16 protein-coding genes are annotated in these 20,752 nt (G+C 68.6%); 11 read left to right on the top strand and 5 right to left on the bottom strand.

What is annotated here, in order from left to right; translation table 11 throughout:
• Positions 1–25 precede the first annotated feature (25 nt).
• Positions 26–688 (top strand): transcriptional repressor LexA, encoded by a 663-nt coding sequence (gene lexA, locus QLH51_RS13265; RefSeq protein WP_125660024.1) that lies wholly within the window; start codon positions 26–28, stop codon positions 686–688.
• A gap of 169 nt (positions 689–857) precedes the next feature.
• On the opposite strand, the gene QLH51_RS13260 is transcribed toward lexA, so the two are convergent.
• Positions 858–2,987: an alpha-glucuronidase family glycosyl hydrolase gene (locus QLH51_RS13260; protein ID WP_125660021.1), complete on the bottom strand. Its 2,130-nt coding sequence runs from the start codon at positions 2,985–2,987 to the stop codon at positions 858–860.
• 101 nt (positions 2,988–3,088) lie between these two features.
• Between QLH51_RS13260 and QLH51_RS13255 the strand changes: the two genes are divergently transcribed.
• On the top strand, positions 3,089–4,237 hold the full coding sequence (locus QLH51_RS13255) for an endo-1,4-beta-xylanase (protein ID WP_125660017.1): 1,149 nt from the start codon (positions 3,089–3,091) through the stop codon (positions 4,235–4,237).
• 36 nt (positions 4,238–4,273) lie between these two features.
• Here QLH51_RS13255 and QLH51_RS13250 read toward each other — a convergent pair whose 3' ends face one another.
• Both QLH51_RS13250 and QLH51_RS13245 read right to left on the bottom strand, forming a co-directional pair.
• Positions 4,274–8,500 (bottom strand): translocation/assembly module TamB domain-containing protein, encoded by a 4,227-nt coding sequence (locus tag QLH51_RS13250; protein WP_125660015.1) that lies wholly within the window; start codon positions 8,498–8,500, stop codon positions 4,274–4,276.
• The gene (locus tag QLH51_RS13245) at positions 8,500–10,629 is read right to left on the bottom strand and encodes a BamA/TamA family outer membrane protein (RefSeq protein ID WP_125660162.1); all 2,130 of its coding nucleotides are present in this window, start codon (positions 10,627–10,629) and stop codon (positions 8,500–8,502) included. The genes QLH51_RS13250 and QLH51_RS13245 overlap by 1 nt, the downstream gene beginning before the upstream one ends.
• Positions 10,630–10,827: 198 nt before the next feature.
• On the opposite strand from QLH51_RS13245, the gene QLH51_RS13240 reads away from it, so the two are divergent.
• Positions 10,828–11,832 (top strand): YihY/virulence factor BrkB family protein, encoded by a 1,005-nt coding sequence (locus QLH51_RS13240; RefSeq protein ID WP_206429156.1) that lies wholly within the window; start codon positions 10,828–10,830, stop codon positions 11,830–11,832.
• On the opposite strand, the gene QLH51_RS13235 is transcribed toward QLH51_RS13240, so the two are convergent.
• A complete protein-coding gene (locus QLH51_RS13235) occupies positions 11,826–12,287 on the bottom strand; it encodes a MarR family winged helix-turn-helix transcriptional regulator (RefSeq protein ID WP_206429155.1) in 462 nt (153 codons plus the stop codon). The two genes, QLH51_RS13240 and QLH51_RS13235, sit on opposite strands and share 7 nt — an antisense overlap.
• A gap of 103 nt (positions 12,288–12,390) precedes the next feature.
• On the opposite strand from QLH51_RS13235, the gene gntA reads away from it, so the two are divergent.
• Positions 12,391–13,077, top strand: coding sequence for a guanitoxin biosynthesis heme-dependent pre-guanitoxin N-hydroxylase GntA (gene gntA / locus QLH51_RS13230; RefSeq protein ID WP_125660012.1), 687 nt, complete (start codon positions 12,391–12,393; stop codon positions 13,075–13,077).
• Between the two features lie 5 nt (positions 13,078–13,082).
• A complete protein-coding gene (locus QLH51_RS13225) occupies positions 13,083–13,661 on the top strand; it encodes a DUF1989 domain-containing protein (RefSeq protein WP_125660010.1) in 579 nt (192 codons plus the stop codon).
• Here the strand turns inward: QLH51_RS13225 and QLH51_RS13220 are convergent.
• A complete protein-coding gene (locus tag QLH51_RS13220) occupies positions 13,658–14,404 on the bottom strand; it encodes a prepilin peptidase (RefSeq protein ID WP_125660007.1) in 747 nt (248 codons plus the stop codon). The genes QLH51_RS13225 and QLH51_RS13220 overlap by 4 nt on opposite strands.
• A gap of 85 nt (positions 14,405–14,489) precedes the next feature.
• Between QLH51_RS13220 and QLH51_RS13215 the strand changes: the two genes are divergently transcribed.
• From QLH51_RS13215 to QLH51_RS13190, 6 genes are all read left to right on the top strand, one after another.
• Entirely contained in the window at positions 14,490–15,674 is a 1,185-nt protein-coding gene (locus QLH51_RS13215) for an acetyl-CoA C-acyltransferase (RefSeq protein WP_125660004.1), read from the top strand.
• Positions 15,675–15,826: 152 nt separating this feature from the next.
• Positions 15,827–18,088 (top strand): FdhF/YdeP family oxidoreductase, encoded by a 2,262-nt coding sequence (locus tag QLH51_RS13210; RefSeq protein ID WP_125660153.1) that lies wholly within the window; start codon positions 15,827–15,829, stop codon positions 18,086–18,088.
• The gene (fdhD, locus tag QLH51_RS13205; protein WP_206429153.1) at positions 18,085–18,864 is read left to right on the top strand and encodes a formate dehydrogenase accessory sulfurtransferase FdhD; all 780 of its coding nucleotides are present in this window, start codon (positions 18,085–18,087) and stop codon (positions 18,862–18,864) included. The genes QLH51_RS13210 and fdhD overlap by 4 nt, the downstream gene beginning before the upstream one ends.
• Positions 18,861–19,397 carry a molybdenum cofactor guanylyltransferase gene (gene mobA / locus QLH51_RS13200; protein ID WP_125660001.1) on the top strand — a complete coding sequence of 179 codons (537 nt, stop codon included), beginning with the start codon at positions 18,861–18,863 and terminating at the stop codon, positions 19,395–19,397. Before fdhD ends, mobA begins: the two co-directional genes overlap by 4 nt.
• Positions 19,398–19,431: 34 nt before the next feature.
• Positions 19,432–19,905, top strand: coding sequence for a chemotaxis protein CheW (locus QLH51_RS13195; protein WP_125659998.1), 474 nt, complete (start codon positions 19,432–19,434; stop codon positions 19,903–19,905).
• Positions 19,902–20,752, top strand: an 851-nt coding sequence (locus tag QLH51_RS13190; protein WP_283514620.1) for a CheR family methyltransferase, incomplete at its 3' end; no start/stop codon positions are given. The genes QLH51_RS13195 and QLH51_RS13190, both read left to right, overlap by 4 nt.

Below are 20,752 nucleotides of genomic sequence, written 5' to 3'. Positions count from 1 at the left end.
CACGTCTGTTCCGACGGAGGATGGTATGCTGACGCGTAAGCAGCACGAGTTGATCTGCTTCATCGACGACCGGTTGAAGGCGACCGGCGTATCGCCATCGTTCGAGGAGATGAAGGAGGCGCTCGACCTCAAGTCCAAATCGGGCGTGCATCGCCTGATCTCGGCGCTGGAGGAACGCGAGTTCATCCGTCGCCTGCCCAACCGCGCCCGTGCGCTCGAAGTGTTGCGGATGCCCGACCGGCCGGTCGCGAAGAAGCCGGCGGCCCGGCCCGCCGCGACGCCGCGTCCCGCGCCGCAGCCGGCGAACGACGTCGTCGAGCTTCCGCTGCACGGCCGCATCGCCGCTGGCGTCCCGATCGAGGCGATCGAGGGGCAGGCGACGCTCCCCGTCCCCGCCGCGCTGCTGGGCGCGGGCGATCACTATGCGCTCGAAGTGGCCGGTGATTCGATGGTGGAGGCCGGCATCCTCGACGGCGACTATGCGCTGGTCCGGCGTACCGAAACCGCGCGCGACGGCGAAATCGTGGTCGCGCTGATCGAGGATAGCGAGGCGACGCTGAAATATTTCCGCCGCGAAGGCGCGATGATCCGCCTCGACCCGGCGAACCGCAGCTACGATCCGCAGCGCTATCGCCCCGAACAGGTCCGCGTACAGGGCAAGCTCGCCGGGCTGCTCCGCCGCTACTGACCGCCCACGTCGTCGGGGTTGCCGATCCCGACGACAAAGCGTGGCGGACGACAAAGCGTGGCGAGTGTGACTTTCGTGACCTTTGGCGGAAAACCGCCACTTTTGCGAAGCTCCGGAGCCAGCAGCGTCACCCCGGTAACGGCGCACACCACCCGCCGCGAACGGCCCGCTACCGCCCGTTCCCCGGCGCATGGGGCGTCCGCACCGCCTTGTACCATTGCAGCGGATGCGCCGGCGGCACCACCCCGTCCGGCAACGCCCGCCCCGACGTTTCGGCGAAATAGGCGATACAGGCATCGCGCCACCACTGCGCCTCGCCGCGCTGGATCGTCAGGAACTGCGCAACCTCCCCATGCCGCTGCGGATCGACCTGTCCCGCCAGCGCCGCCCATTGCCGCTGCATCGCCGCGACCGTCGCCACGCCGCGATCATATCGCCCGACCAGTTCCGCCCACAAGGTCCGCCCCGACCGCATCCGCCGGTCCCACGACACATGGTGGAACCACAGCAGCAGGTCCTCGGGCGCCGTGTCCGGATCGCCCCACCGCTTCGCCAGCACCGGCGCATACTGCCCCACCGCATCGCTGCCACGCGCCGTCCGATCGAACCCGATCCCCTGCCGGTCGGCCTTGTGGTAATAGACCGGGTTCCAGTCCGCCCGCGCCAGATCGTCGACCCACGGCCCCGGCCCGTAATGATGCCCGGTCGCGAACAGGTGGTGCAGCCCCAGCGGCATCATGTAATCGACCACCGCCTGCCGCGATGGCATCATCATCGCGACGACCGGATCGGCCAGCCCCGGACCCCATGTCATCGCCGCCCAGTCTCGCGCGATCGCGTCCGCCCGCGCATCCGGGTCCCATGCCATCCGCCCGAACGCATACCAGTTCGCCTGATCGAACTGCGATCCCGACCAGTTGCGATCGGTCCCGACATTGGCGACCCCCGCCATGCCGGTCAGCCCGCCCGGCCGTTCCAGCACGTCCGCGACCGTCGTTCCCCGCCGCGGCCGGAAGGTGTCGCTCCGCAGCGCCTCCTCCCACATCGGCCCCAGATAGGCGAGGTGGGTGGCGAAGCCGAGATACTCCTTGGTAACCTGCACCTCCATCATCAGCGGCGTGCGCGGCATCGCTCCGAACAGCGGGTGGAACGGCTCGCGCGGCTGGAAATCGATCGGCCCGTTCTTGACCTGCACGATCACATTACCGGCGAACTTGCCGTCGAGCGGCTGGAACTCGCTATAGGCCTGTTTCGCCCGGTCCTCGGGCTTGTCATGGGCATAGACGAACGCCCGCCACATCACGACGCCGCCATGCGGTTTCAGTGCGGCGGCCAGCATGTTCGCCCCCTGCGCATGGGTCCGGCCATAATCGCCCGGCCCCGGCTGTCCCTCCGAACTGGCCTTCACCAGGAACCCGCCGAAATCGGGAATGCGGGCATGGATCTCGTCCGCCTTCGCCCGCCACCACGCCGCGACCTTCGGGTCGAGCGGATCGGCGGTCGTGAGGCCCCCAACCTCGATCGGCGAGGAGAACCGCACCGACAGGTAGACGCGGATGCCCCATGGCCGAAAGATCGCCGCCAGTTTCTCCACCCTGGTCAGGAACGCCGGGGTCAGCATGTCCGGGCTGGCATTGACGTTGTTCAGCACCGCGCCGTTGATCCCGATCGACGCATTGGCCCGCGCATAGTCGGTGTAGCGCGGGTCGGCGAACCCCGGCAGCTTCTGCCAGTCCCACAACGACTGCCCGGCATAGCCGCGCTCGACATAGCGGTCGGGATTGTCCCAATGGTTCAACACCCGCAACTGGAGCCGGGGCCGGTCGACGATCGCCAACCGGTCGATCGCCCTGCCGGTCTGCACGATCCGCAGCAGCCGGAACGCACCGTACAGCACGCCGACCGGGGCGTTCGCCGCGATCACCGTCACCCGCCGCCCGCCAATCGTCATCGACCGCAGCACGAAGCCTTCGCGCCCCAGCCCCGACAGCGGCAACCCCAGTGCCGCGATCCGGGGCGATCGCACCGTACCGATCACGATCGCGCCATCGCCGATCGATCCGGCAGCAACCGGCCGTCCGGTCAGACCCGACAACCCGCGAACCAGTTCCCCCTGCGCAGCAACGACCGGCGCAGCATCCTCGTCGCGCACCACGCCGGTCGCTGCCGCCGCGACGCGATCCGCCTGTGCGGCCGGCAGCCGCTGGTAGCGCAGCCAAAGGTCATAGCCGTCCTCCGCCCGCGCCGGCGCGCACCACAAGGCGCACAGCAGCCCGATCCAACCCAGCGTTCTGGCCATGCCGCATCCTCCCGTCCCGTCTTTGCGACGGCGTTGACACCAGCCTATCACTGCCATCATGGTAACGCTACCACGTCGAAGAGCGTGGAACAGGAGAGCCCATGACCATGATCGATCGCCGCAGCGTTCTCGCCGGGAGCGCGGCGCTGCTGGCCGCGCAGGCTGCCCCCGCCGCCGCGGCACCCGTCACGCTGAAGACGGCTGCGGCATCGCGCGGACGGCGGTTCGGCTCCGCCCTCTCCTGGGGGACGCCGGGAAGCGACACGGGATCGTTCGCCAACCCCGCTTATGCCGCGCTGCTGCGACAGGACTGCGACGTGCTGGTGGCCGAGAACCAGATGAAATGGCAGGCGATCCGCCCCGCGCCCGACCGGTTCGATTTCGCGCAGTTCGACGCGATGGTCGACTGGGCGATGCGCAACGGCTTCGCGATGCGCGGCCACACGCTACTCTGGGCCTATTCCAGATGGTTTCCGGCGTGGCTGAACGATGCCGATTTCGGCACCCGCCCGGCGAGCGAAGCGGCGCGTATCCTGACCGGCCATATCGACACCGTGACCAGGCGCTATGGCCGCAAGATCCACAGTTACGACGTGGTCAACGAAGCGGTCGACCCGGACACCGGCACCCTGCGCGAGACGTCGCTGTCGCGGGCGATGGGTGGCACGATGCCGGTACTCGACCTCGCCTTCCGCACCGCGCGGGCCACGGCGCCGCATGCCGAGCTGGTCTATAACGACTATATGAGCTGGGAGGACGGCAACGAGAAGCATCGCGCCGGCGTGCTGTCGCTCCTCGCGGAATTCCGCCGCCGCGGCACGCCGGTCGATTCGCTGGGCGTGCAATCGCATATCGGTCTGTTCCAGCCGACGACGGATGCCGGCGCACTCGCGAAGCGGCTCGAACCCGCATGGCGGCGCTTCCTCGATCGGGTGACAGCAATGGGGTATCGCCTGATCGTCACCGAATTCGACGTGCGCGATCGCGGCCTGCCCTCCGCCATCGGCCCACGCGACCGCGGCGTCGCCGACTTCGCCCGCGCCTATCTCGACGTCATGCTGTCCTATCCGCAGCTGGGGGACGTCGTCGTGTGGGGATTGAGCGATCGCTACAGCTGGCTGCGCGGGTTCGAACCGCGTCCCGATGGCGCGATCGCGCGCGGCTGCCCCTATGATCTGGAGCTGAAACCGAAACCCCTGCGCACCGCGATGCTGTCCGCCCTGGCCGCCGGCACCCGCAAAGCCGGATGAAGCAGCGGCGGCGGGATCACCCGCCGCCGCCCTCGATCAATAGTCCCGGCTGTAGCGCAGCGAGGCGTTCGATCCGCCGAACGATCCGGTCTGCGACAACAGGCTGAGCGTGCGGGTCAGCGCGATCTGGATCTGCGTGGCGGTGAAGCCGCGCGCGTCGGTGATGATCTCGATATAGATATCATCGGTCAGATACTTGCCCGCCGCCAGCGACGTGCCCCGCCCGCTCGCCTCGTCGCCGCCCAGCACGCGCAACCGGTCGAACCCGGTCGCCGAGCGCAGCTTGCCCAGCGGATTGAGCCCGCCACCACCCGACCCGCGTAGCGAGTTGAGCGCCGCCGCCAGCTGGATCGCCTCGGTCGCCGACAGGTTCGTCACCGAACTGCCGAACAACAGCCGCGACAGCACCTCGTCCTGTGCCAGCGCCGGGGTGGAGCTGAACGCGATCTGCGGTGTCTGTGCGGTGCCGGTGACGTTGATCGTCGCGGTCACGCCCTCGGCGGTGGTCGTCGCGGCGATGTCGATCACCGGGTTGGTGAAGTCCAGGCCCTCGAACCGGATCACGCCGCGTTCGACCTCGAACCGCTTGCCCGCGAACGAATAGGTGCCGCGGATCATCCGCATCTGGCCGTTGATCGTCGGCGCGGACGAAGTGCCGGCGATGCGCAGGTCCGCCTGCCATTCCGACTCCAGCCCCATGCCCGACACGAACAGCCGGTTGTCGGCCCGCACCCGCAGCGCGAGGCGGAACAGTCCGGCCGACGCCGCTGCCTGCTGCCGCTGCGCCGCCGCGCCGCGGTTCGCGTCGCTCTTGCGCCGCACCCCGGTCAGCTCGGGCACCTCGGCCGCACCCTGGCGGATGATCTCGTACCGCGCCTCGGGGATGACGATGTCGCCCGAGATGAGCCCGCCATCGCTGCCGTTCTGGATGCGGATGTCGCCCGTCGCCGATGCGCCCAGCGCGTCGCTGCGCGCCAGCTGTGCATTGCGCAGCTGAGCCCGGATATCGATCGGGAAACCGCTGTTCGCGGCCAGCCCGACCGTACCCTGCGCAGCGACCGTGCCCTCGCCCGCCTGTGCGCGCAACTGGGTCAGTTCGAACCGGTCGTTGGTGAAACGACCGCTGATGGCGAGGTTGGTCAGGCGGGTGCCAAGCGACTCGTTCTCGTACGTCAGGTTGTTGGCGCGCACGACCCCGGTCAGCTGCGGCGCCTGCACCCGCCCGCCAAAGTCGGCGGCGAGGCCGATCGGTCCCGACAGCTGCTGGTCGGCCAGCCCCGCGAACGAGAACAGCACGCCCGCCGGACCGTTATAGCGGATGCCACCCGACAGCGGTGCCGCCAGCATCCGGGTGACCCACGATCCGCTGCCCGGCGGCAAGGGCCGCAGGTTCGCGACCATCCGCCCGACCGTGGTCGTACCGCGCCGGATCAGCGCCCGGCCGCTGCCGCCCTCGGGCCGCAGATCGCCGGCGAACACGATATCGACCGGCTCGGAGATCGAGGCGAGGCTGGTCCGCTGGAAATTGCGGATGGTCAGCCGCGCATCGGCGCGCGGGAAGCTCTGGTCCGCCGCCTGCGCGAAATCGAGGCTGCCGGTCGCGGTGCCGCCGATCCCGGTGCCGGGGACGAAGGCGTTGACGATGCTCAGGTCGAGCCGGTCGAGCCGGGTCTGGACCGACATGCCGTTGCCATAGACACCCGCCGCCCGGATCGACCCCTGCGCAAAGTCGATGCGCGTCGGATACAGGCGATAGCCGCCCGGCGCTGACACGATCCGCGCGGGATTGGCGGTCTTGAACGGGATCGAATTGGCAACGCCCTGCAACGCGACCAGATAGTCGTTCGGTCGCAGCTGTGCGTTCGCGGCGACGCGGAACGGCACGCCCGACGACCCCTGCGCGAACAGCTGGGCCGTGCCGTTGCCGCCGCGATAGTTCACCTTGGCGCGGCTGCGTTCGAGCACGAAATCACCCATCGACAGGTTCGCGACCTGTGCGTCAGCGACGATCTCCGGCTGGTCGTACAGCATGGCGGTCGCGGTCACGATCGCGCGGCCGATGCGCAGCCCCATGTCGCCGGGAATGACCGCGTTCGATGCCTGTGCGTTGACGTCGGCGCGCTGATACCTGCCTTGCGCGGACAGGCGCGCGACGCCCGCCACGCCCGATCCGGCGAAGTTCACCCGGCCGGCGAACGGCCCGGCATCGGTCGCCTCGATGCGGCCGTCGATGTTCATGCCGGCAAAGGTCGCCGACCGGATATCGGCGGCAAGGCGCGGGCCGGTCGATACCAGCACGTCGGCGCGGAACGGACCGTAGTTCGTGCCCCCGGTCGCCTCGATCGCATAGCGATCGCCCTGCCCGCGCACCCGTGCCTCGAGGTTGACGAGGCCGATGCCGACACCCGGCCGGGCGGCGCGCAACAGCACCTGCGGCGCAGCGACCGATCCGGTCACCCGCGCGCTGAGCGGACCATATTGCGTCGAATAGGCATCGGCATTGACCAGCAGCGGCCCCGCCGGGTCATAGCGCCCCGAACCGTTGGTGATGCGGAACTGCGGTGCGTTCATCCGCAGGTTTGAGAAGGTGACGATACCGTCCGGCCCGACGCCCACATCGACCCGAGTGGTCGATACGTTGCCGCCGAGGAAGGTGCGCACGCCTTCGTTGAACAGCCGCGTCGTCTGCGCGACCACCCGGCCCTTGATCCCGAACCCGCCGCCCGGTGCGGCGTAGAGGCTGGCATCGGTCGACAGGTTGAGGATGCCGATGCTGGCGACCTCGTAATCGTTGATCCGCCCCTTGATCGCCCCGGTATAGCGCCCGGTGGTCAGGTTGGCAGCGACGATCGCGGTCGCGTCGATCCGGTCGGAGCGGATGCGCAGATTGTCGGACAGCACCTGATCGCCCGAAATGGCGAGGTCGCCGTTGATCGCGACGTTGGTGACCAGCCCGCCGACCGCGGCGTTCAGCCCGGTGATCCGCCGCGCCCGGGCCGCGATCGGGATCAGGATGCGATCGGCATCGACCGTCGCGCGCCCTTCGGCATAGAGTTGCTCGACGACGGTCTCGCCAAAGCCGATCGCCGCCGCCTGCACCTTGTAGTCCACGCTCGGCGTGCCGAACCCGCCGTTCAGCACCACCGCCGCACGGACCGACCGGCCGTTGAGGTTAGGCAGGATCGCGCCCGGCGTCAGCAGCATCGCCTCGGTCCGGAAATTGCCGAACCGGCTGTTCCCCAGATCGAGCAGCCCGGCGGCGTTCACCGCCAGCGCGCTGGAGCGCAGCTGGATGCGGGTATCGGCCTTACGGTCGGCCAGCGTCGCATCGATCGCGACGTCGAGGCGCGGCGCGGTCAACCGCTCGACCGGTCCGGTCAGGATCAGCCCCGGCTGCGTCGACCCGCGCACCGTGAAACGTCCGTCGCGCCCGGTGACCGCCAGATCGGCGAGCGGACGCCCGCCCAGCGTACCGGCCAGCCGCCCGCGCCAGTTGCTCCAGTCGCCCTGCCCGTCGATCGTCGCGGCGATCGGCGCCTTGAGCCCCGCCATGCCGGCGATCATGCCGTTCGCCGGCCCGGTGATCCGGGCGTCGATGTCAAAGCGATTGTCGTCGGGCACCGCGTCCAGCTTCAGCGCGATCCGGTCGCCCCCGGCGATACCCGGCGCGGCGATCGTCGCGGCATTGGCGGTCACCTGCGCCCGGCGATCGGCGATATGCGCCTTACCGTCGAGCCGCGCGATGTGCCGCTGCCCAGTCACCGCCGCGCCGACCTCGATCCGGTCGACGCGCAACCGGTTCACGTCGATATCATAGTCGGGCAGCAACGGCGCATTGGGATCGCCCGGCGGCGTGTCCTTCAGCACCGGGTTGCGCGCATAGCGCACCAGCGGGCTGGTCAGGCTGCGGATGTCGACATGCCCGTTGGCGAACGCGAACGGCCGCCAGTCGACCGCGATCTCGGGTGAATAGGCGAACACGCCCTGCGTATCACTCAACCGCAAGTCGCGCACGGTCATCGCGCCATAGAGCGAACCGTCGATCCGCCCGATATTGACCTTCAATCCCGATGCGGTGGTATAGCCGTCGAGCTTGCCGACAAGGAAACCGCGCCCCGGCCCGGTGTTTAGCGCGAACACCAGCACCGCCAGCAGGATCACCAGCCCGAGCAGCGCGATCCCGATCCACTTCAGGATGCGCAGCCACAGCGGGCGGTCGCGCACGACCACGGTATCGGCGGCGGGCATGTCGACGTCACGCATCAGAATGCCTGCCCGATCGAGATATAGAGCGCGATCTTGGATTCTCCCGGCCGTCTGGCGATCGGTGTCGCCACGTCGACGCGCATCGGCCCGAAATTGGTGTAGAAGCGTCCACCGATACCGGCGCCGAAGCGCAGGTCCGACCCCTTGGGCAGGCTCGATTCATAGACCTGACCGGCGTCGATGAACGGCACGATCCCGAAATTGCCGAAGCGATAGCGGGCTTCCAGCGCGAATTCGTTCAGGCTGCGCCCGCCGATCGGCCGGTTCAGGTTGTTGCCGTCCTCGTCGACCTCGGGCGTCCGCGGCCCCAGTTCCTGAAAGCCGAAGCCGCGGACCGACCCGCCGCCGCCGGCATAATAGCGCCGCGACGGCGCAAGGTCGTCGCGCGCGATCCCCTGGATCGATCCGGCACGCGCACGCCCGGCGATGACGATGCTCTCGCCGACCGGGTAATAGGCGGTGCCTTCGACCATGAACCGGCCGTACGGACGCACCGCCCCCTGTACCGCAGCCTCGGGACTGACGTTCAGCTTCACGCGGAAACCCCTGGTCGGATTCAGCAGATTGTCCGATGTGTCGAACCCGGCGAACAGCGGCAGCGCGGCGATGCCATAGGTCTTGCGGCGACGCGCGGCGACGTCGAAGTCGTAGGTGTCTTCGTTGGTGCCGATCAGTTCCGCGCCATAGGCATAGGTGAAACGCTTCTGCCAGATCGGCGTGGAGTCGTACGACCAGCGGATGCCGAGCGTACCGGTAAACGCCTCGAACGCGTCGTAATTGGTGCGGCTGGCGTTGGCGAGCAGCTGGAACGTGCGGTCGCGCCGACCGGCGTTCGAGCGGCGGAAGGTCACGCCCGCCCCCTGTTCCTGCGTGCCCGCGACACCACGCACGATCAGCGCGCCTTCGGGCGGGAACAGGTTGCGGTGGGTCCATGATCCTTCGAGGCGAATGCCCTGACCCGTGCCGTACCCGGCCTCGCCCGCCAGCGTCCGCGCCGGCCCCGCGTCCTGCCTGACCAGCAGGTTGACCGCTTCGGTGCCGTCCGCCGCGATCTGCCCGGTGCGCTGCGGCTCGACCGACACGCCAGAGAACAGGCCCGTCGCGACCAGCGCGGCACGCAGGTCGTCGACCTTGCGATTGTCGTACAACTCGCCCTGCCGGAAACGCGCCAGCACGCCGACATGCTCGGCATCGAAAGCGAGCTTGCCGGTGGTCGAATAGGTCCCGAACGACGATCGCGGACCCGTCGTCACCGGCAGCGTATAGGCGCCGGTCACGGTCGTATCGTCGAGCAGGATGTCGCGTTCGCCGACCTCGACGAACGGATATCCCTGCTGCGGCAGCTTCAGGCTGACATTGGCCTCGGCGGCCTGGATGCGCTCGGCATCGATCGCGTCGCCGACCTTCAGCGGCAGTTCGCGGTCGACCAGCCCGGGCGGCACGGTCGGCTGGGTATCGATGCGGATCGATCCCAGCGTGAACTGCCGCCCCGGTATCGCGGTGACCACCGCGCGCAGACGCTGGCCCGCCGGTTGTTCGATCGCCGACGTGGCGGTGCCGTCATAATATCCCTTGGCACGCATGATCCGGACGGCGAGCTGCTCGTCCTCCTTCGCGCGGGCCTGTACCATCGCCGCGTTCGCCGCCTTTCCGTCGCCTTCGCGCAACGCCGACAGCGCCTTGAACTGCGTATCGCCATCGATCGCGTCGAGCCCCTTGACGACCGTGTCGTAGCGGATCTCGACCGCCCGCTTGTCGTCGACGCCCGCGACCTCGATCGGGGTCACGTCGAACGACGACAGCGGCGTCAGCGGCTGCGCCAGTTCGGGCGCTTCGGGCAACACCGCGTCCGGCAGCGTCTCGGCCGGTCGCTGCGTCTCGTTGGCGGGAACGCTCGGCGGAGGCAGCGGCGTGGCGGGCTGCGCCGTCGTTTGCGGCGTATCGAACGCCGTCATGGGCTCCAGCGGGGCGTTGATGTCGCCTGATAGAGAGGGCAGCGCGGCGTTGAATTCCGGATCGGGAACGATCGCGCCGGTGGACGGTTGCGCAGCCGTGGCAACGGGTGGCGTCACCGACGGATCGCGCCGGGCGGTATTGTCCTGAGCAAAAGCGGCTGGTGCCAGCATCGATCCTGCCAGCAGCACGACGATCGTCCGCGCGCGAAAATCCCCCAAAACGCTGTCCCCGTCCCCTTGCCTGGCTGTGGTACCTTACAGCCCCCGTACCGCCGAGAACGTGCAACGAAGCATTTGGTTCATATGGAAATTGACTGCGTCCGATTGCCGCTCCCTTGCGTTGGAGCGGCGTAGCAGAGGGGCGATAACGTGACCGATACCCAACCGCAGATCGATCCTGCGACCATTCCCGGCAGCCGGTCGGATCATCCATGGCAGCACCCCTGGGCGGCATGGCGCGCGATCCTGATCCGCGTCTATACCATGGTCGGCTATCACAACCTGACCCTGATGGCGGCGGGGGTCGCCTTCTACGCCTTTCTCTCGTTCGTGCCGCTGCTGGGTGCGATCGTCATGACCTATGGCCTCATCGCCGATCCGTCGACGGTGGCGCGACATATGGAAACGATCTTCGAACTGGTGCCGGCCGATGCCGCGCGGCTGATCTCGGACCAGTTGATCTCGGTCGTCACCACCGCGTCGTCCCAGGCGGGACTGGGGCTGCTGGTCGCGCTGCTGCTGTCGATCTACGGCGCGATGCGCGCCGCAAGCGCGATCATCCAGGCGCTGAACGTGATCTACGAGGAGGAGGACGAACGCAACATCGTCACCACCACGCTGCTGTCGGCGATGATAACCGTCGCGGCGATCTTCGCGGCGATCGTCGGACTCGTCTCGGCGGGCGTCCTGACGTGGATCAGGGGCCAGACGGCGTTTCTCGGCACGGCCGGCGCGATCATGATCCAGGGGGCGACCTGGCTGGTCGCCGGTGCGATCGCCAGCGCGGCGATCGCCTTCGCCTATCGCTACGGCCCCGATCGCGCGCGGGCACAATGGCGCTGGCTGTCGGTCGGATCGATCGCGGCCACGGTGTTGTGGCTGGCGGCGACGGTGCTGTTCGGCCTCTACGCGGCCAACTTCGCCAATTACAATGCGACCTATGGCGCGTTGGGCGCGGTCGTCGTGCTGCTGATGTGGCTGTTCGTGTCGAGCCTCGCCATCCTGATCGGCGCGGAAATCAATGCCGAGGCCGAACGCCAGACCGCGGTGGATTCGACCGTGGGCCATCCCCGCCCGATGGGTCGTCGCGGCGCGCGGCTGGCCGACAGCCTGCCCAGCAAGCGCCAGATGAAGCCCCGCCGCGACCGCTATTGATCGGCGGCGCGCTGCTCCATCGCCTCGGCAGCGGCCTGCACGCGCGCCAGCATGTCGCGCAACCGCTCGACATCCTCCGCGCTGAACGCTTCGAACAGCTCCTGCTCTATCAGCAGCGCCTTGGGCGCGACCTGTTCGTACAAGGCGCGGCCCGACGGGGTCAGCCGCAGCAGGTGCGACCGCTTGTCGCCGTCGTTGGCGCTGCGTTCCACCAGCCCGCGATCGACCAGCGCGATCGCGCCGCGGCTGACCGTCACCTTGTCCATCAGCGTCGCGACGCACAGCGCCTGCTGCGTGATCCCGTCGCTTTCGGCGATCACCGCGACCAGCCGCCATTCGGGAATGCGCAACCCGAACAGCGAACGATAGGTGGAGGCGATCGCATCCGATACGCGGTTCGACGCGATCGACAGGCGATACGGAAGAAAATCATCGAGTAGCAGGCGTTTGTTCACGCTGCGGATTGTTGCCGGGACGGCGTTGCAGGTCAACCGTAACGGAACCGGTATCAGTCCCGAAACGTACTGTCGTTCCACAAACCGGGCCGGGACCTCCGCAATGTTCAACTGGAAACACGAAGCGCAGGATCGCCTGCAGGCGATGCTGTTCGAGCATGTCGACGACCGGGCATTCCCTTGCGTCGGCGCGAAATCGGCGATGGCGAAGGGGACGCTCGACGTCCTCGCCTGCTCGCGTATCGACAGTGCATGGGACGATGTCCGCATCCACGACGCGCTGATGCGGCTGGCGGAAAACTATCGCAGGGACCGCGCGATGTATCGCAGCTTCGCCGTGATCTTCGATGGCCCCGACGACCTGACCGAAACCGGTTTCGAACGCGCGCTGTGGCAGCGGGTCCAGTCGCTGTCCGACAAGGATGTGTGGCGCGGGCAGGATTACGACACGCGGGTCAGCACCGATCCCGACAACCCGCATTTCTCGCTCAGCTTCGGCGGCGAGGCCTTCTTCATCGTCGGCCTGCACCCGTGCGCCAGCCGGCCCGCGCGCCGGTTCGAACGCCCGACGCTCGTCTTCAACCTCCACGACCAGTTCGAACGGCTGCGCGCGGAGGGCAAGTACGAGACGATGCGCGAGAAGATCCTGGTGCGCGACGAGGCGCTGGCGGGCAGCCGCAACCCGATGCTCGCCCGCCACGGCGCCGCCAGCGAGGCGCGGCAATATAGCGGCCGGGTGGTCGACGACCGCTGGGCCTGTCCGTTCCACTATTCCGGCGAGCCGAAGTGAACGTCATGATCCCCGAACGCTCGGGCACCGCGTTCCGGCTGGCGAAGGGCGAGACGCTGGTCGTGATCGATCCGCGCGGCCGCCAGGTCGCCGACCTGCTCGCCTTCAATGCCGACGATCTGGACGAGGTGATCTCGTCGGGCCGGACGCTCGACTATGCCGAAACGATCCGCCTGACCACCGGCCATTCGCTCTATTCGAACCGCAGCCGGGTGATGCTGGAGATCGTCGACGACACCGTCGGTTGCCACGACTTCCTGCTGACGCCGTGTTCGTACGATACCTTCCACCATTTCTACCCCGACCTGCCGCCGCATCGCGGCTGTTTCGGCAACCTCGTCGCGGCGCTCGAACCCCATGGCGTCCAGCCCGACCGTATCCCGGTGGCGTTCAACTGCTTCATGAACGTGCCGGTCGATGCCGCGACGGGCAAGCTCAGCGTCCTGCCGCCGATCAGCAAGGCCGGCGATTCGATCACCTTCCGCGCGGCGATGGATCTCGTGATCGGCCTGACCGCCTGCTCGGCCCCCGCATCGAACGGCGGCAGCTTCAAGCCGATCGAATACCGCGTGGAGCCGGCCTAGACCGCCCAGCACAGATACGCCGCGCCCGCCAGCAACGTCCCCAGCGGAAGGCGGTCGGTCGCGGCGGGCCGCCTTCCGGCGATCGCCATGAGCGCGACGACCGCCACCCCGGCAAACGCCGCGACCAGCAACACCATCGGCAGGGCGCGCCAGCCAAGCCACAATCCGATCGCCCCGAACAGCTTGGGATCGCCACCCCCCAGCCCGATCCGCCCGCGCATCCGGCGATAGGCGGCAGCCACCATCCACAACGCGCCGAACCCCGCCACGCCGCCGATCAGCCGATCCGGCAACGCCGGCGCAACCCCGGCCAGCCCCCCGCCGATTGCCACGACCGCCAACGCCCCCGTCAGGACATCGGGCAACCAGAACGCGGCCAGATCGATCGCCCCCAGCGCCAGCAGCAACCACCCGCAGGCAGCGCCCGCCACGCCTTCCCAACCCGGCGCGACCAGCCCGGCCGCGAGCCCGATCCCGGCGCCCAGCACCTCGGTAACGACATGCCCCCGCGCGATCCGCGCGCCGCAGGTCCGGCACCGCCCGCGCAACGCGACGAAGCCCACCACCGGCACCAGTTCGAACCACGCCAGCCCGCGCCCGCACCCGTCACAGGCCGACCGCCCGCCCAGCGCCGAGCGCCCCTCCGGCCAGCGGATCGCGACGGTCGCGATGAAGCTGCCGAACACCGCGCCCAGCACGCCCAGCAGGATCGGCCAGAACGAGGGCGGCAACGTCGCGGACATGGCCCGGTGCCTAGCGCGATTGCGGCGCCGCCACCACCGCCCTAGATGATAACAAACGAAACCAGAATTGCCCGGAGAGAGCCGCATGTCCGATCCCGTCGTCATCCTGTCCTATGCCCGCACGCCGATGGGCAGCTTTCAGGGGAGCCTGTCGGGCGCCACCGCGACCCGGCTCGGCGCGACCGCCGTCGGCGCGGCGGTCGAGCGCGCCGGCCTGTCGGGCGAGACGGTCGAACGCATCTATATGGGCTGCGTCCTACCTGCCGGCCTGGGGCAGGCCCCGGCGCGACAGGCGGCGCTGGGCGCGGGACTGCCGCAGCATGTCGAGGCGACGACCGTCAACAAGATGTGCGGATCGGGAATGCAGGCGGTGATGATGGCCGCCGACGCCATCGCGGCGGGTTCGGCCGACATCGTCGTCGCGGGCGGCATGGAGAGCATGACCAACGCCCCCTATCTGTCGCAGCGCCATCGCGGCGGCGCGCGGATCGGTCACGACCGGCTGATCGACCACATGTATCTCGACGGGCTGGAGGACGCCTATGAACCCGGCCGGCTGATGGGTAGCTTCGCCGAGGAAACCGCCGCATCCTATGGCTTCACCCGTGAGGCGCAGGACGCGTTCGCGATCGAATCGCTGCGCCGGGCACAGGCCGCGCAGACCACCGGCGCATTCGATCGCGAGATCGTCCCCGTAGAGATCGCCGGCCGCAAGGGCAGCACCACCGTCCGCCTCGACGAACAGCCCGCCCGCGGCGATGCCGCGAAGATTCCTACGCTGAAACCCGCTTTCTCGAAGGACGGCACGATCACCGCCGCCAACGCGTCCTCCATCTCGGACGGCGCCGCCGCCCTCGTGCTGGCGCGGGCGTCGGTGGCGGAACGGCTGGGCCTGACCCCGATCGCCCGGATCGTCGCCCATGCCGGCTTCGCCCACGCGCCCGCCCGCTTCGCCACCGCACCGGTCTTCGCGATGCGCCGCGCGCTGGAAAAGGCCGGGTGGAGCGCGGAGCAGGTCGACCTGTTCGAGGTCAACGAAGCCTTTGCCTGCGTCACCATGGCGGCGATGCACGACCTGAACCTCGCCCATGATCGCGTCAACGTCCATGGCGGTGCCTGCGCGCTCGGCCACCCGATCGGCGCCAGCGGCGCGCGCGTGCTCGCGACGCTGCTGTCGGCCCTCGAAACCCGCGGCGGCAACCGCGGCCTCGCCTCGCTGTGCATCGGCGGCGGCGAGGCGACGGCGATGGCGGTGGAACTCGTCGACTGACTTTACCCCACCGTCACCCCGGGCTTGACCCGGGGTGACGAAAATAGGGGCCCCGTACCGATCCCGGCCGCGACCGGAACCTTCCCCCGCACCCCGCGTAGGCTACGCCAACAGGCGTAGATGAAGGAACGGCCGTGGCGGATCGCGATACGATGGTGGGATATGACGGTCCGGCAGGCGGCTGGGGCTCGGTCAAGGGCATGACCAAGATCCTCGCCAAGGAGCATAATCGCCCCGCGGCGCTGGCGCAACTCGCCCGGCAGAACAAGACCAAGGGCTTCATGTGTACCTCGTGCGCCTGGGGCAAACCCGCCGAGCCGCACCCGTTCGAATTCTGCGAAAACGGTGCGAAGGCCACGTTATGGGACCTGACCCCCAATCGCTGCACCCCCGAATTCTTTGCGCAACATTCGGTCGCCGAGCTGAAGACGTGGAAGGATTTCGACCTCGAACATGTCGGACGCCTGACCCATCCGCTGCGCTACGACCACGCCACCGACCATTATGTCGAATGCAGCTGGGACGAGGCGTTCGCTGCGATCGGTGCCGAGTTGCGCGCGATCGATCCGAAGAAGGCGATCTTCTACGCCTCGGGCCGTGCCAGCCTCGAAACCTCGTATCTCTACGCGCTGTTCGCCCGACTCTATGGCCACAACAACCTGCCCGACAGCTCGAACATGTGCCACGAGACGACCTCGGTCGCGCTCAAGAAGGTGATCGGCGCCCCGGTCGGCACCTCGATCCTCGACGATTTCGAACATTGCGACGCGATGTTCTTCTTTGGCCAGAATACCGGCTCGAACAGCCCGCGCTTCCTCCACCCGTTGCGCGACGCGGTGAAGCGCGGGTGCAAGGTCATCACCTTCAACCCGGTCAGGGAACCGGGGCTGATCGCGTTCACCGATCCGCAGAATCCGTTCGAGATGGCGACGCGCACCGAGACGAAGATCAGCTGCCAATATCATCAGGTTCGCCCCGGCGGCGATGTCGCGGTGATGATCGGCCTCGCCAAGCATGTCCTCGCCGCCGAGGATAAAAGCTGGGCCGAACACAAGGTCCATGTCCTCGACGTCGACTTCATCGAACAGCATACCGACGGCTTCGCCGCGTTCGAGGCGATGGTCCGCGCGACCGACTGGGCCGACATCGAACGCGAAAGCGGCCTGAAGCGCGCCGATATCGAGGCGGCCGGGCAGGTCTATGTCGAGGCGGATCGCACGATCGGCATCTACGGCATGGGGCTGACGCAACAGGTCAACGGGTTCGACAATGTCGCGACCTACGTCAACCTGCTGCTGATGAAGGGCAATATCGGCCGCGTCGGCACCGGCATGTCGCCGGTCCGCGGGCATAGCAACGTGCAGGGCCAGCGCACCGTCGGCATCTCCGAAAAGCCCGAGCTGGTGCCGATGGACCGCCTGCGCGAGCTGTTCGGGTTCGAACCGCCGATGGACCATGGCCACAACACGGTCACGGCGTGCGAAGACATTCTGAAGGGGCAGGTCGACGCCTTCCTCTCGCTCGGCGGCAATTTCCTGCGCGCGGTCCCCGATCTCGAACGGATCGAGGCGGCATGGCCGCAGATGCGCCTGACGGTGCAGATCGCCACCAAGCTGAACCGCAGCCACCTAATCAATGGCAAGGTCGCCTATCTCCTCCCCTGCCTCGTCCGGACCGAGGTCGACAGACAGGTGAGCGGCGAACAGATCGTCACCATCGAGGATACGTTCAGCCATATCCACGGATCGATCGCGACCCACGAACCGGCCAGCGAACATCTCAAATCCGAAGTCGCGATCGTCGCCGGCATCGCAAAGGCGACGCTGAATCCCAATCCGAAGGTCGACTGGGACGGCTGGACCGGCGACTATGCGAAGGTCCGCAAGCTGATCGAGGCGACCTATCCGGAGGAGTTCCACGATTTCGAGGAACGCATGTTCACGCCGGGGGGCTTCTATCGCGGCAACTCGGCGCGCGAACGCGTGTGGAAGACCGAAAGCGGAAAGGCCGAATTCACCGTGCCGCGCTCGCTGTCGGGCACCGCGATCGCCGATGTGCCGGGCCGGTTCCGGCTGGTTACGCTGCGCTCGAACGATCAGTTCAACACGACGATCTACGGCTATGACGATCGCTTCCGCGGCATTTCGGGCACGCGCGACGTGGTGATGATGAACCCGAAGGAGATCGCGAAGGCCGGGCTGCACAAGGGGCAGATCGTGACCATCGTCGGCGATGCGGAGGACGGAATCGACCGCCGGGTCGCGGGCCTGAAGGTCGTGCCGTTCGACCTGCCCGACGGCTGCATCGCCGGCTATTATCCCGAACTCAACCCGTTGATCCCGCTCGACTGGCACGACCGGGAATCGCAGACCCCGGCGGCCAAGGCCGTGCCGGTACGCATCGTCGCCGGATGACGATGGCGGGATCGGCCACCCGGCAACTCGACCGGGTGGGAGTATCGGGCGACGCGGCGCCGCAGGACCGGTCCATCGCGATCGAGGCGCCGGTCGCGATCGAGGTGGATGGCCTGGGCTATGCCGTCCTGATGGCGACCCCCGCCGATCTCGACGACCTCGCTTATGGCTTCGTGCTGGCCGAACGGCTGGTCGACCATGCGGCGGAGGTGATCGATGTCGTGTCGCACACCACCGACGCCGGTACGCTGCTGCGCGTGACGCTGGTCCCCGGACGCCATGACCGCGTCGCCGACCGGGTACGGCACCGCGTATCGGAATCGTCGTGCGGGCTGTGCGGCATCGAGAATCTCGAACAGGCGTTACGGCCCCTGCCGCCCGTCGTCGCCCGGTCCGCAGCGACACCCCCGGCGATCTTCGCCGCGGCGGCGGCGTTACGCGACCATCAGCCGCTGGCGCGGGCGACCGGCGCGACCCACGCCGCCGCGCTCTGTGCCCGCGACGGGACGATCCGGCTGGTGCGCGAGGATGTCGGCCGCCACAACGCCTTCGACAAGCTGATCGGCGCGATGGCCCGCGACGCGCTCGACTGGGGGGGCGGCTTCGCGCTGCTGTCGTCGCGCTGCTCGTTCGAACTGGTCGAAAAAGCGGTGCTGGCCGGCTGCCCGCTGCTCGCCACCCTGTCGGCAGCGACCACGCTCGCGATCGATCGCGCCGCCGGAGCCGGGCTGGCGCTGCGCACCTCGGTCCGCAGCGATACCCTGTACGCCGCATGACCCGCGTGCTTGGTGCGATCCTCGGCGGCGGCCGCTCCAGCCGCTTCGGCAGCGACAAGGCGCTGGCGACGCTGGGTGGTCAGGCGCTGATCGATCGCGTGGCCGCGGCGCTGGCGCCACAGGTCGATGCCATGATCGTCGTCGGCCGCGACCATCCCGGCCTGACCGCGGTGGCCGATCGTCCCGCTCCCGATCTCGGGCCGCTCGGGGGTATTGCCGGGGCGCTGCACCATGCCGTTACCCATGGGTTCGACCGGATACTGACCGTGCCGTGCGACGCGCCGTTCCTGCCCGACGACCTGCGGGAACGGCTGTCGGCGGCGGGGCCTGCCGTGTTCCTGCACGATCTGCCCGTCATCGGCGGGTGGCCGACGGATACGTCGCCCGCGCTCGATCGCCTGCTCGCCGAAGGCGGATCGCGCTCGGTCCGCGCCTTTGCCGACCGGATCGGCGCGGTCGGGATCGCCGGCGGGGGGATCGCCAATATCAACACCCCCGACGATCTCGCGCGGATCGCCGCGCAACGCGACTGACAGCGGCGACAAGCCACGATATAGCACCGCCGGTATGACCGCGTCGTTCCTGATCCTGCGTATCGGCGACAGCCGCCTCGCGCTGCCGATGGCGGTGGTGCGCGAGGTGCTGCCGATGCTGCCGATCGATGCGGCACCCGGCCTGCCGCGCCCGCTGCTCGGCTTCGTCACGTTGCAGGATCGCCCGGTGCCGGTCCTCGCCCCCGGACTGCTGCTCGCGCCCGATGCGCCGGTCGGATCGATCGGCCTGTTCGCGCATCTGGTGCGGCTGCGCGACGATCTGTGCCTGCTGGTCGATCGCGCCGAGGATGTGGCGCAGGGCGACGTCGCCCCGCTCGATCCCGCGCACAGCCTGAACGCGGCGATCGCCGGTGAACTGACGCTGGCCGATGGCGGCACGGCGCATGTCGTCGCCCCCGACCGCCTGCTCCTCGACGCCGAACGCGCCGTGCTGGCGACGCTGACCGCCGCCGCCACCGCGCGCCGCGACCAGTGGACCGCCGCATGATCGCCGACGACGCCTTTGCCGAGGTCAAGGCGCTGGTGATCGCCCGCACCGGCCATCATTATTACCGCGACAAGGACGCCCAGCTCGCCGAACGCGTCGCGCATCGCATGAAGGAAACCGGCGATGCCACGATCGCCGCCTATCGCGACCGGCTGCGCGATCCGGCCGATGCCGAATGGCCGCGCCTCGAAAGCGCGGTGACGATCAACGAGACGTTCTTCTTCCGCTTCGCCGAACAGTTCGACGCGCTGCGCACCACCATCCTGCCGGCGATGATCGAACGGCATCGCGACGACCGGCGACTGCGGATCTGGAGCGTCGGCTGCTCGACGGGGGCGGAGGCGCATTCGATCGCGATCCTGCTCGCCGATCTGCTGGGCGATGCCGTCGCCGACTGGCGCATTTCGCTGACCGGCACCGATATCGACGACGACGCCCTCGCCGCCGCGCGCGCCGCCGACTATTCGTCGTGGGCGCTGCGCACGGTCGGCGAGGCGGAACGCGTGCGCCTGTTCGACCGCCGCGGCGACCGCTACCGGCTGAAGGACCGCTATCGCGGCATCGCCCGGTTCGAACACCACAACCTGCTGGCACTGACCGATGCCGCCGCCCCGCTGGGATATGGCGACTACGACCTGATCCTGTGCCGCAACGTGCTGATCTATTTCGCGCAGGGGGATGCGACCGCGATCGTCGGCGCGCTGGCCGGACGCCTCGCACCCGACGGCGTCCTGCTGCTCGGCCATGCCGAACCCAATCCCGGCTTCGACGCCGTCGCCGACACCGCGCAGGTCGCGGGCATCCTGACCTACCGCCCGCCCGGCAGCCGCCCCGGACCCGTCGCACC

Source organism: Sphingomonas sp. 2R-10 (genome assembly GCF_030062225.1).
Classification (GTDB): domain Bacteria; phylum Pseudomonadota; class Alphaproteobacteria; order Sphingomonadales; family Sphingomonadaceae; genus Sphingomonas.
The sequence above is the reverse complement of the archived record's forward strand: the minus strand, read 5'-3'. Positions and strand labels throughout refer to the sequence as shown.

Coding starts and splice junctions, on each gene's coding strand:
- lexA (WP_125660024.1), top strand. CDS start 26: ATGCTGACGCGTAAGCAGCACGAGTTGATCTGCTTCATCGACGACCGG.
- QLH51_RS13260 (WP_125660021.1), bottom strand. CDS start 2,987: ATGGCCAGAACGCTGGGTTGGATCGGGCTGCTGTGCGCCTTGTGGTGC.
- QLH51_RS13255 (WP_125660017.1), top strand. CDS start 3,089: ATGACCATGATCGATCGCCGCAGCGTTCTCGCCGGGAGCGCGGCGCTG.
- QLH51_RS13250 (WP_125660015.1), bottom strand. CDS start 8,500: ATGCGTGACGTCGACATGCCCGCCGCCGATACCGTGGTCGTGCGCGAC.
- QLH51_RS13245 (WP_125660162.1), bottom strand. CDS start 10,629: ATGCTGGCACCAGCCGCTTTTGCTCAGGACAATACCGCCCGGCGCGAT.
- gntA (WP_125660012.1), top strand. CDS start 12,391: ATGTTCAACTGGAAACACGAAGCGCAGGATCGCCTGCAGGCGATGCTG.
- QLH51_RS13225 (WP_125660010.1), top strand. CDS start 13,083: ATGATCCCCGAACGCTCGGGCACCGCGTTCCGGCTGGCGAAGGGCGAG.
- QLH51_RS13220 (WP_125660007.1), bottom strand. CDS start 14,404: ATGTCCGCGACGTTGCCGCCCTCGTTCTGGCCGATCCTGCTGGGCGTG.
- QLH51_RS13215 (WP_125660004.1), top strand. CDS start 14,490: ATGTCCGATCCCGTCGTCATCCTGTCCTATGCCCGCACGCCGATGGGC.
- QLH51_RS13210 (WP_125660153.1), top strand. CDS start 15,827: ATGGTGGGATATGACGGTCCGGCAGGCGGCTGGGGCTCGGTCAAGGGC.
- fdhD (WP_206429153.1), top strand. CDS start 18,085: ATGACGATGGCGGGATCGGCCACCCGGCAACTCGACCGGGTGGGAGTA.
- mobA (WP_125660001.1), top strand. CDS start 18,861: ATGACCCGCGTGCTTGGTGCGATCCTCGGCGGCGGCCGCTCCAGCCGC.
- QLH51_RS13195 (WP_125659998.1), top strand. CDS start 19,432: ATGACCGCGTCGTTCCTGATCCTGCGTATCGGCGACAGCCGCCTCGCG.